8 protein-coding genes, 1 other RNA gene and 2 pseudogenes are annotated in these 10,613 nt (G+C 73.0%); 8 read left to right on the top strand and 3 right to left on the bottom strand.

Annotated features, from left to right (window positions below):
• Positions 1-185: 185 nt before the first annotated feature.
• From MW084_RS10425 to MW084_RS10415, 3 genes and pseudogenes are all read left to right on the top strand, one after another.
• Positions 186-1,416, top strand: a pseudogene (locus MW084_RS10425) (serine/threonine-protein kinase); the annotation flags it as partial.
• 120 nt (positions 1,417-1,536) lie between these two features.
• On the top strand, positions 1,537-2,643 hold the full coding sequence (prfB, locus tag MW084_RS10420; RefSeq protein WP_010476208.1) for a peptide chain release factor 2: 1,107 nt from the start codon (positions 1,537-1,539) through the stop codon (positions 2,641-2,643).
• A gap of 403 nt (positions 2,644-3,046) precedes the next feature.
• Positions 3,047-4,249, top strand: coding sequence for a beta strand repeat-containing protein (locus MW084_RS10415; protein WP_275563556.1), 1,203 nt, complete (start codon positions 3,047-3,049; stop codon positions 4,247-4,249).
• A gap of 152 nt (positions 4,250-4,401) precedes the next feature.
• Here the strand turns inward: MW084_RS10415 and MW084_RS10410 are convergent, their stop codons facing one another.
• Positions 4,402-4,596, bottom strand: a complete 195-nt coding sequence (locus tag MW084_RS10410; RefSeq protein ID WP_010470183.1) for a hypothetical protein — start codon at positions 4,594-4,596, stop codon at positions 4,402-4,404.
• A 275-nt stretch (positions 4,597-4,871) separates the two neighbouring features.
• Between MW084_RS10410 and ftsE the strand changes: the two genes are divergently transcribed.
• The 5 genes from ftsE (at position 4,872) to ssrA (ending at position 8,785) form a co-directional block, all read left to right on the top strand.
• Positions 4,872-5,561 carry a cell division ATP-binding protein FtsE gene (gene ftsE / locus MW084_RS10405; RefSeq protein ID WP_010470181.1) on the top strand — a complete coding sequence of 230 codons (690 nt, stop codon included), beginning with the start codon at positions 4,872-4,874 and terminating at the stop codon, positions 5,559-5,561.
• Between the two features lie 57 nt (positions 5,562-5,618).
• Positions 5,619-6,536 (top strand): permease-like cell division protein FtsX, encoded by a 918-nt coding sequence (gene ftsX / locus MW084_RS10400; protein ID WP_010470180.1) that lies wholly within the window; start codon positions 5,619-5,621, stop codon positions 6,534-6,536.
• A gap of 68 nt (positions 6,537-6,604) precedes the next feature.
• The gene (locus tag MW084_RS10395; RefSeq protein WP_010470179.1) at positions 6,605-7,795 is read left to right on the top strand and encodes a S41 family peptidase; all 1,191 of its coding nucleotides are present in this window, start codon (positions 6,605-6,607) and stop codon (positions 7,793-7,795) included.
• A gap of 18 nt (positions 7,796-7,813) precedes the next feature.
• Entirely contained in the window at positions 7,814-8,293 is a 480-nt protein-coding gene (smpB, locus tag MW084_RS10390) for an SsrA-binding protein SmpB (protein ID WP_010470178.1), read from the top strand.
• A 122-nt stretch (positions 8,294-8,415) separates the two neighbouring features.
• Positions 8,416-8,785, top strand: a transfer-messenger RNA (tmRNA) gene (ssrA, locus tag MW084_RS10385).
• Between the two features lie 107 nt (positions 8,786-8,892).
• Here the strand turns inward: ssrA and MW084_RS10380 are convergent.
• Both MW084_RS10380 and MW084_RS10375 read right to left on the bottom strand, forming a co-directional pair.
• Positions 8,893-9,381 carry a GNAT family N-acetyltransferase gene (locus MW084_RS10380; protein ID WP_078571560.1) on the bottom strand — a complete coding sequence of 163 codons (489 nt, stop codon included), beginning with the start codon at positions 9,379-9,381 and terminating at the stop codon, positions 8,893-8,895.
• Positions 9,353-10,602, bottom strand: a pseudogene (locus MW084_RS10375) (MFS transporter); the annotation flags it as partial. The gene MW084_RS10380 and the pseudogene MW084_RS10375, both read right to left, overlap by 29 nt.
• Positions 10,603-10,613: the final 11 nt, after the last annotated feature.

Here is a 10,613-nt window from a genome sequence, read left to right as displayed (position 1 = left end):
AGCCTGAACCCCCCGGCCGGCTCCGCCCGCGCCGCCCGTTCTCCGGGCACCCGGCTCCCGCTCGGCCCCTCGCACCCGGCATGTCGCTTTGTCGACTTCGGAGGGGTGATTTCCGCTCCCGTGTGACGGCCGCCGCCCGCACCCGCGTAACTTGGTCGCGAACGCCAGCCGCTGAGGGAGCAGTCTTGGCACGGAAAATCGGCAGCCGGTACACGGCTCACCAGATCCTGGGGCGGGGCAGCGCCGGCACGGTGTGGCTCGGCGAGGGCCCGGACGGCCCCGTCGCCATCAAGCTGCTGCGCGAGGACCTCGCCTCGGACCAGGAGCTCGTCGGCCGCTTCGTCCAGGAGCGCACCGCCCTGCTCGGGCTCGAGCACCCGCACGTGGTGGCCGTGCGCGACCTGGTCGTCGACGGCAACGACCTGGCCCTGGTGATGGACCTCGTCCGCGGCACCGACCTGCGCAGCCGCCTCGACCGCGAGCGCCGCCTCGCGCCCGCCGCGGCCGTCGCCGTCGTCGCGGACGTCGCCGAGGGCCTCGCCGCCGCGCACGCCGCCGGGGTCGTCCACCGGGACGTCAAGCCGGAGAACATCCTGCTGGACATGGAGGGCCCCCTCGGCCCGGGCGGCGCCCACCCCGCCGTCCTCACCGACTTCGGCGTCGCCAAGCTGATCGACACCCCCGGCCGCACCCGCACCAACCGCATCATCGGCACCCCCGACTACCTCGCCCCCGAGATCGTCGAGGGCCTGCCGCCGCGCGCCGCCGTCGACATCTACGCCCTCGCCACCGTCCTGTACGAGCTGCTGGCCGGCTTCACCCCGTTCGGCGGCGGGCACCCGGGCGCCGTGCTGCGCCGCCACGTCACCGAGACGGTCGTCCCGCTGCCGGGCATCCCCGACGAGCTGTGGCAGCTGATCGTCCAGTGCCTGGCCAAGGCGCCCGCGTCCCGGCTGCGGGCCTCCGAGCTCGCCGCGCGCCTCCACGACCTGGCGCCGCTCGTCGCCCACATGCCCCCGCTGGACGTGGACGAGCCGGGCGCCGAGCCCCCCTCGGAGCCGTACGGGGACGACCCGTACCCGACGCTCCCGGACGCCCCGCGCCGCGCCGCCGTCCCGCTGGTCCCCGGTTCCTCCGCCGACTCCAGCCGGGACACCCACACGTCGATGCGCGTGCCCGGCCCGGACGAGCTGTCCGGCGGCCCCCTCGGCACCGCCCGCGCCCCCCGCGCCTCCGGTCAGCGCCGCCCCGGTTCGGCCCGCAACAAGCCGTCCGCGGCCCGCAGGCGCCGCCTCGCGCTCTCCGTCGCCGGCGCCGCCCTGGCCGCCGCGGCGGGCGTCGGCGGCTGGTTCGCGGTCGGCGGCGACGACGCGGAGGCGCCGCCCGGGGACTCCCGGCAGTCTACAGCTGAGATTGNCCCGAGACCNCCCCGACACCGGCTCCGCCCGGCCCTGAGCACGTGCCCGGCCCCCGGGGGGAAGCGCTCCGGCGCCCTCGGGGGGCCGGGCCGGAGCGGCCAGCCGTTACGCTGGACCCGTGGCAGTCGTCGACGTATCCGAAGAGCTGAAGTCCCTCACCTCGACCATGGGGTCCATCGAGGCGGTCCTCGACCTCGACAAGATGAGGGCAGACATCGCCGTGCTCGAGGAGCAGGCGGCCGCGCCGTCCCTGTGGGACGACCCCGAGGCGGCACAGAAGATCACCAGCAGGTTGTCGCACCTCCAGGCCGAGGTCCGCAAGGCGGAGACCCTGCGCGGCCGGATCGACGACCTCGCGGTGCTGTTCGAGCTCGCCGAGGCCGAGGACGACCCGGACACCCTGGCCGAGGCCGAGGCGGAGCTGGCCGCGGTCCGCAAGGCCCTGGACGAGATGGAGGTCCGCACGCTCCTGTCCGGCGAGTACGACGAGCGCGAGGCCCTCGTCACCATCCGCGCCGAGGCCGGCGGCGTCGACGCCTCCGACTTCGCGGAGCGCCTGCAGCGCATGTACCTCCGCTGGGCCGAGCGGCACGACTACAAGACCGAGATCTACGAGACGTCGTACGCGGAGGAGGCCGGCATCAAGTCGACCACGTTCGTCGTCCACGCCCCGTACGCGTACGGCACGCTCTCCGTCGAGCAGGGCACCCACCGCCTGGTCCGCATCTCGCCCTTCGACAACCAGGGGCGCCGCCAGACGTCCTTCGCGGGCGTCGAGGTGCTGCCGGTGGTCGAGCAGACCGACCACATCGAGATCCCGGAGAACGACCTCCGCATCGACGTGTACCGGTCCTCCGGCCCCGGCGGCCAGTCCGTCAACACGACGGACTCCGCGGTCCGCATCACGCACATCCCGACGGGCGTGGTCGTGTCCTGCCAGAACGAGAAGTCGCAGATCCAGAACAAGGCGTCCGCGATGCGCGTCCTCCAGGCCCGCCTCCTGGAGCGCCAGCGCCAGGAGGAGCGCGCGAAGATGGACGCGCTCAAGGGCGACGGCGGCAGCTCCTGGGGCAACCAGATGCGCTCCTACGTCCTGCACCCCTACCAGATGGTCAAGGACCTGCGCACGGAGCACGAGGTCGGCAACCCGCAGGCCGTCCTCGACGGCGAGATCGACGCCTTCCTGGAGGCGGGCATCCGCTGGCGCAAGCAGCAGGAGAAGTAACCGGCACGCCCCGTACGGTGACGGCGCCGGCCCCGGGGAGGGGCGCGGCGCCGTCGCCGCTTTTCCGGGTGGATTCCCGGGCGGAGACGGGGAGCCGGGTCCCCGGCCGGCCCGCGCGGCGCTGGCATCGCTTTGTCGACAAGGCAATCTGCCTGGTCAGGGCGGGGTTGCCCGGCTGCGTCACAGGTGCATACCCGTATAGCGGGCAAACCGCCGATTACCAACTCTTAAGCCGTACAACGTTCTTGACGCTCCTCCGAAAAGCCGAAAGTCTGGAGCGTGGCATGCGCGGAACCCGGGGCGCGTGTGAGCGGGGGGCCGGCCCGGTGACGTCGCGGCCTTCCTGCCCTGCTCCCGGTGCGCTGCTCCACTGACGAGAACAGCTACTGGGGGTAGCAGCTTTATGACCAAGAAGATGCGGATCAGGGTCGCGCGGGTGGCCGCCGGTGCGGTGATCGCCGCGGGCGCCTCCCTGACCGCGGCCGGGGCCGCCCAGGCGGCGGGCTTCCAGATCGGCTTCAACGACGCGTGCGCCCCGCTCGACCCCACGTGCAACGGTGGCGGGAACGGCAACGGCGGCGGCAACGGTAACGGCAACGGCGGCGGGAATGGCAACGCCGGCGGGAACGGCAACGCCGGCACGTCCGTCAACGGTGGCGTGTCCATCGGCGGCACGTCCACGGACGGTGGTGCCGGTAACGCCGGTCCTTCGACCAATGGTGGTGCCGGTAACGCCGGTCCTTCCACCAACGGTGGTGCGTCGACCGACGGTGGTGCTGGTAACGCCGGTCCTTCGACCAATGGTGGTGCTGGTAACGCCGGTCCTTCGACCGACGGTGGTGCCGGTAACGCCGGTCCTTCGACCGACGGTGGTGCCGGTAACGCCGGTCCTTCGACCGACGGTGGTGCCGGTAACGCCGGTCCTTCGACCAATGGTGGTGCCGGTAACGCCGGTCCTTCGACCAATGGTGGTGCCGGTAACGCCGGTCCTTCGACCAATGGTGGTGCCGGTAACGCCGGTCCCTCCACCAACGGTGGTGCGTCGACCGACGGTGGTGCTGGTAACGCCGGTCCTTCGACCAATGGTGGTGCCGGTAACGCCGGTCCCTCCACCAACGGTGGTGCGTCGACCGACGGTGGTGCTGGTAACGCCGGTCCTTCGACCAATGGTGGTGCCGGTAACGCCGGTCCCTCCACCAGCGGCGGCGCCTCGACCGAGGGCAGCGCGTCCACGAACGGCGGCGCCTCCACCGACGGCGGCACCGGCAACGGCGGCCCCTCCACCAACGGCGCCACCAGCGGCTCCACGGGCGGTGAGGTCCCCGCCTCCACCGGCGGCACCGGCACGACCGGCGGCGGAGCCGACTCCTGCACCGTGACCGCCGACGGCGTCGAGTGCGCCGACACCGCGACTCCCGACACCAACACCCCGGACACCAACAACGTCGGCTCGCAGCCGGTGCAGCAGGGCGAGGCCAAGGAGGAGCTGGCGGAGACCGGCGCCGCCGAGACCTCGTTCCTCCTCCTCGGCGCCGCGACGATGATCGCCGGCGGCATCGGCTTCCGCCTGCTGCCGCGCATGGTCGGCGGTCGCACCGCCGCCTGAGCGGAGGCGCCCCGCGCCCGGGCCACCGGGCGCACGACCTGAGCGGCGCCCGGCGACCGGGCGTACGGAAAAGGGCCTGGACCCCGCGTCACGCGGTGTCCAGGCCCTTCTCGCAGGCGGTGCGTACGAGCCGTGGCGCTGCTCCCGGGCCGCTACGCGGGCTGGTGCGCCACGACCAGCGCCGCCGCCGTCGCCGCCAGGAGCAGGAACAGCGCCAGCAGCGCCGACGGGCTCAGGGCGCCCCAGGGGCTCTGCTGCATGCGCTGGCGGTTCGCCCGGCAGACGGGGCAGCGGCCCTCGCTCACGGGCGCGGCGCAGTTGGCGCACACCAATCGGTCATAGGTCATGCGCTCTCCTCCTCCCGCGCGGCGGGGTCGCCGGACCGCGGTCGTCCATCCGGTTCTCTCCGCACAACGCTCAGGGAAACGCGTCCGTTCCCCTCCCCACTGTGCCAGGTCTCACGAGTTTAGGCGCGCCCCGGGGGATTCCCACCGGTCCGGATGCTTATCACAGCCCTGCAATGCGGGCAAACCGGGCAAGCCCGTCCGGAGTCTGCGCGGGGCTTCCCGGTTCGCGTATGGTCACGCTCACCTACTCCTCCCTGCCGACCGTGGGTGCATCCGTGATCCGATTCGACAACGTCTCCAAGTCCTACCCGAAGCAGAGCCAGCCCGCGCTCAGGGACGTGTCCCTGGAGATCGAGAAGGGCGAGTTCGTCTTCCTGGTGGGGTCCTCCGGCTCCGGGAAGTCGACCTTCCTCCGCCTGCTCCTGCGCGAGGAGCGCGCCAGCACGGGAACGGTGCACGTCCTCGGCAAGGACCTCGCCCGGCTGTCGAACTGGAAGGTGCCCCACATGCGCCGCCAGCTGGGCACGGTGTTCCAGGACTTCCGGCTGCTGCCGAACAAGACGGTCGCGCAGAACGTGGCCTTCGCGCAGGAGGTCATCGGCAAGTCCCGCGGCGAGATCCGCAAGTCCGTGCCGCAGGTCCTGGGCCTGGTCGGCCTGGCGGGCAAGGAGGACCGGATGCCGGGCGAGCTGTCCGGCGGCGAGCAGCAGCGCGTGGCCATCGCGCGCGCGTTCGTCAACCGGCCGATGCTGCTGATCGCCGACGAGCCGACCGGCAACCTCGACCCGCAGACGTCGGTGGGCATCATGAAGCTCCTCGACAAGATCAACCGCACGGGCACCACCGTCGTCATGGCGACGCACGACCAGAACATCGTCGACCAGATGCGCAAGCGCGTCATCGAGCTGGAGAACGGCCGGCTCGTCCGCGACCAGGCCCGCGGCGTCTACGGCTACCAGCACTGACCGACCGGCGGGCAGTGGCAGGCTTCAGGCACGGCAAGGAAAGGCTCTACGCACGCGATGCGCGCCCAGTTCGTACTCTCGGAGATCGGTGTCGGCCTCCGTCGCAATCTCACGATGACCTTCGCCGTCATCATCTCGGTGGCCCTGTCGCTGGCCCTCTTCGGCGGTGCGGTGCTGATGGGCCAGCAGGTCGACGCGATGAAGAACTTCTGGTACGACAAGGTCAACGTCACCATCTACCTCTGCAACAAGAACGACGCGAAGGCGGCGGAGACGTGCTCCAAGGGCGCGGTGACCGCCCAGCAGAAGGAGCAGATCGAGGCGGACCTCAAGAAGCTCGACATCGTGGAGACCGTCCACCACGAGACGGCGGAGGAGGCGTACCGGCACTACCGGGAGGAGTACGGCGACAACCCCATCGCCAGCGTCGTCACGCCGGACCAGATGCAGGAGTCGTTCCGGGTCAAGCTGAAGAACCCGGAGAAGTACGAGGTCGTCGCCACCGCCTTCTCGGGCCGGTCCGGCGTCCACTCGGTGCAGGACCAGCGCGGCCTGCTGGAGACCCTGTTCAACATGATGCGCGGCATGAACGTCGCGGCCCTCGTCGTCATGGGCCTGATGCTGGTGATCGCGCTGATGCTCATCGTCAACACGGTGCGCGTGTCGGCGTTCAGCCGCCGCCGTGAGACCGGGATCATGCGGCTGGTCGGCGCCTCCAGCTTCTACATCCAGATGCCGTTCATCATGGAGGCCGCGTTCGCCGGCCTGCTGGGCGGGCTGGTCGCCTGCGCGCTGCTCCTGGTGGGCCGGTACTTCCTGATCGACGCGGGCCTGTCGCTGGCCGAGCAGATGCCGCTGATCCAGTTCATCGGCTGGGACGCGGTGTTCTCCGTCCTGCCGCTGGTGCTCGTCCTCGGGCTGCTGATGCCGTCGCTGGCGGCCGCCGTCGCGTTGCGCAAGTACCTGAAGGTGTGACAAGTACCCTCCGGCGCCGTACGGGCAACCCCCGTGCGGCGCCTCCTGCTTGTCCTAGAGTGGGCGTCATGTCGCTGCCGGGTCCAGGGTTCTCGCTCCGGCCCCGCCGCATCGGGCGCGGGGCCGTCCTGCCGGTGCTGTTCGCCACCGTCCTCGCGACGGCCGCCGTCACCGACTCCCTGCCGCGCGACGGCTCCGCCCCGTCGAGGGCGGCCCGCGGCGGCCCGCCGACCGCCCCCCAGTCCCGGGCGGGCGCGGTACGGGAGCAGGTGGTCCGCGCCGCGGTCCGGGCCGCCGAGGACGGCAAGCCCGTCGCGAAGGCCGCGGAGGAGGCGGCCAGCCGCAGCGGCGACCGGTGGAGCGCCGTCTACGACAAGGACGAGTACGAGGACCTCCGGCGCGCCCTGGACGGGGCGTACACGGGGGTCGGCCTGTGGGCGCGCCGCACCGCCGACGGGCGCGTCGAGGTGGCCCGGGTGCAGCGCGGCGGGCCCGCGGAGCGGGCGGGGCTGCGGCCCGGCGACCGGCTCCGGACGGTCGACGGCCGCTCCGTGCACGGGCGCGCCGCCGCCGAGGTGGTCGCCCTGCTCCGCGGCGACGGCGCGCGTGCGCGGGCCGGCTCCGCGGTCGTCCTCGGTGTGCAGCGGGGCGCCCGCACGTGGACGCTGACGCTGCGCCGCGCCCGGCTCGCCGCCGAGGCGGTCACCGTGCGGCGGCTCGGCGACGCGGTGCTGATCCGGGTCAGCGCGTTCACCCGGGGCAGCGGCGAACTGGTGCGCAGGGCCGTGGACCGCGCCCCCGACGGCGCCGGCGTGCTGCTGGACCTGCGGGGCAACGGGGGCGGGCTGGTCGCCGAGGCGGTCGCCGCCGCGTCCGCCTTCCTCGACGGGGGGCTCGTCGCCACGTACGACCTGCACGGCGAGGAGAGGGCCCTGTACGCGGAGCCGGGCGGCGACACCGGCAGGCCCGTCGTCGCGCTGATCGACGGCGGCACCATGAGCGCCGCCGAGCTGCTGACCGGGGCGCTCAAGGACCGCGGGCGGGCCGTCACCGTGGGGACCCGCACCTTCGGCAAGGGCTCGGTGCAGATGCCCAGCAGCCTCCCCGACGGGTCGGTCGCCGAGCTGACCGTCGGCCACTACCGCACCCCGGCGGGCGCGCGGGTCGACGGGCGGGGCATCGCCCCGGACGTCCCGGCGCCCACCCGGGCCGAGGAGCGGGCCCGTACGGTATTGAGTGGCCTCGGGGCGGGCGCGTAGTGAGAAAATGGCCGCACTATGGCTAAGGAAAAAGGGCGCAAGCTGATCGCGCAGAACAAGAAGGCGCGGCACGACTACCACATCATGGACACCTACGAGTGCGGTCTGGTCCTGACCGGCACCGAGGTGAAGTCGCTGCGCCAGGGGCGGGCCTCGCTGGTGGACGGCTTCGTGCAGATCGACGGGCACGAGGCGTGGCTGCACAACGTCCACGTGCCGGAGTACAGCCAGGGCACCTGGACCAACCACACCGCCCGGCGCAAGCGGAAGCTGCTGCTGCACCGCGCGGAGATCGACAAGCTGGAGTCGAAGTCGCAGGAGACGGGGCACACGGTCGTGCCGCTCTCCCTGTACTTCAAGGACGGCCGGGCCAAGGTCGAGATCGCGCTCGCCAGGGGCAAGAAGGAGTACGACAAGCGGCAGACGCTGCGGGAGAAGCAGGACCGGCGCGAGGCCGAGCGCACCATGTCGGCGATCCGCCGCCGCCAGCGCGCCTAGCCGGGTGAGGCGGGTCACCTGCCGGGGGAAACACGCTGGCCCCGTCCCGCGTCGATCCCGTACAATGGCACCTGCCCCCCACGGCGGGGGCGCGCCCCTCAGGGGGTTTGAAAAATCAACATGGGGATGATCGGTTTCGACAGCGGCTGTCGAAGCAGGGGAAGCGTGTCGAGGAAGCGGCCATGATCTCGTAAACCACCGGCCGAAAAAAAAAATCGCCAACACCAAGCGCGATTCCTTCGCCCTCGCTGCCTGAGTAGCGACTCGCGAAGTGTCAGCCCGGGGCTGTTCCCGACCCGGATCCTGGCATCAGCTAGGGAACTCAACCTCTAGGCCCGGTCACGGGGCGTAGAGGGAAACCACACAGTGACTGAGCCCGTCGGAGACTTGTCCGCGTGATCTCCGGGGCCGAGAAAAGCGAAGCGGACTGCACACGGAGAAGCCCTGGTTCTGCACCGTTGGACGCGGGTTCGATTCCCGCCATCTCCACTTTCCCATGTGGGCGAGGGCCCGGCAGCCTCACGGCGGCCGGGCCTTCGCCATGTCCGCGTGCCGACCGTGCTCCGGGGCCGGGGCGCGGTGGGCGGCCGGCCGCGGTCTCAGGGCAGGGTGCGGTGGTAGCGCAGGCCCGGGCGGTCCGTCCGGGGCAGGGTCGCTTCGCCCACGTGCGTGAAGGCGTTGCGCTCCAGGACCGTGCGCGAGGCGTGGTTGTCGGCGGTCGTGAACGCCTGCAGCTCCGTCAGCCCGTACACCGCGCCGGCCAGCCGGCACACCTCCGCGACCGCCGCCGTCGCCACGCCCCGGCCGGCCGCCCGCCGCGCGATCCGGTAGCCGAGCTCCGGGGCGCCGGGCCCGTCGCAGACCAGGTTGACGCGTCCGACCAGCGCGCCGTCCCCGTCCAGCACGACGTGGAGGTGGAGGAGCCCCGCCTCCTGCTCGGCGAGCAGCGCGCGGTGCCGGTCGGCGAACTCCGCGAAGTACGCCTCGCCCCGGTCGGACACCGACCGGGCGAAGTACGCGCGGTTCTCCCGCTCGAAGTCCAGCAGGGCGGGCGCGTGGTCAGCCCGCAGTCGCTCCACCGTCAGCATGCCGCGGAGCATACGGCAGGCCCCGCGCCCGGACGCCCGCCGCCGCCAGGCACAGCGCCAGGGCCGCCGCTCCCGCCGGCAGGAGGTAGGCGGCGTCCGGGCCCGCCCGGTCCACGAGCCGGCCGCCGGCCGCCGCGCCCGCGGAGATCCCGCCCAGCAGGGCCGTCACGGCCAGGGACATCCCCTCGTTCGACTGCCCCGCGGGGGTGAGCCGCTGCACCAGCGACATGCCCGTCGTCATCGTCGGCGCCGTCGCCATCCCCGCCACCAGCAGCGCTCCCGCCAGGGCGGGCAGCGACCCCGTGCCGGCCGCGAGCGGCGGCAGCCACATCAGGGCCGCCATCGCCGCCAGGCACGCCAGCAGCCGCCGCCGCACGTCGGGGGAGGGGCGCACCGAGCCGTACGCGAGGCCCGCCAGGAACGAGCCGAACGCCTGGAGCGCCAGGACCGGCCCGGCCTCCGGTCCGTCCACGAACGCCAGCGTCACGATCTCCATCGCACCGAAGACCGCGCCCGTCGCGAGGAACACCGCCAGCAGCGCGGGCATCCCCGGCACGCGGAGCGGGGACCGCACCCGCCGCCCGGCCGTGCGCGGCGCGACCGGGGGCTCCGTCGCCCGCTGCGCGGTGAACACCAGCGTCCCGGCGAGCAGCAGGACCGCGCCGGCCAGGGTGCCCGCCTCCGGGAACAGCGCCGCGCACAGGAACGCCGCCAGCACCGGGCCGGTCATGAAGCACAGCTCGTCCACGGCCTGCTCGAAGGCGTTGGCGGTGTGCAGCGCCTCCGGGTGTCGCGGTAGAGGTGGGCCCAGCGGGCGCGGGACATGCCGCCGGCGTTGGGGGTGGTCGCGGTCGCGGCGTACGCGGCGAACAGCGTCCAGTCCGGCGCGCCGCGGCGGACGCACAGCAGCAGGGCGAGCGACCCGAGGACGGCGAGGACCGTGGCGGGGACGGCGACCCGTGCCTGCCCGTACCGGTCGACCAGCCGCGCGGTGAACGGCGCCACGACCGCCGTCGCGGCGAGACCGGTCGCGCAGACCGCGCCGGCGAGGGCGTACGAACCGCGCGACCCGGCGATCATGACGACCGCGCTGACGGTGAACATGCCCATCGGGACGCGCGCGATCAGGTTCCCGGCGGTGAACGCGCGGGTGCCGGGCGCGGCGAAGAGCCGGACGTACCGGTTGCGGGGGCGCGGCGGCCCGGCGGGCGGCGGCCCCGGNNNCGGNCGCG

Origin of the sequence: Streptomyces sudanensis, from assembly GCF_023614315.1 — a bacterium.
Taxonomy (GTDB): Bacteria; Actinomycetota; Actinomycetes; order Streptomycetales; family Streptomycetaceae; genus Streptomyces; species Streptomyces sudanensis.
This window is presented reverse-complemented; position numbering and strand designations above follow the sequence as displayed.

Excerpts from the sequence above, each read along its gene's own strand:
- MW084_RS10415 (WP_275563556.1), top strand. The coding sequence starts at position 3,047 with ATGACCAAGAAGATGCGGATCAGGGTCGCGCGGGTGGCCGCCGGTGCG.
- MW084_RS10395 (WP_010470179.1), top strand. The coding sequence starts at position 6,605 with ATGTCGCTGCCGGGTCCAGGGTTCTCGCTCCGGCCCCGCCGCATCGGG.
- MW084_RS10410 (WP_010470183.1), bottom strand. The coding sequence starts at position 4,596 with ATGACCTATGACCGATTGGTGTGCGCCAACTGCGCCGCGCCCGTGAGC.
- ftsX (WP_010470180.1), top strand. The coding sequence starts at position 5,619 with ATGCGCGCCCAGTTCGTACTCTCGGAGATCGGTGTCGGCCTCCGTCGC.
- MW084_RS10380 (WP_078571560.1), bottom strand. The coding sequence starts at position 9,381 with ATGCTGACGGTGGAGCGACTGCGGGCTGACCACGCGCCCGCCCTGCTG.
- smpB (WP_010470178.1), top strand. The coding sequence starts at position 7,814 with ATGGCTAAGGAAAAAGGGCGCAAGCTGATCGCGCAGAACAAGAAGGCG.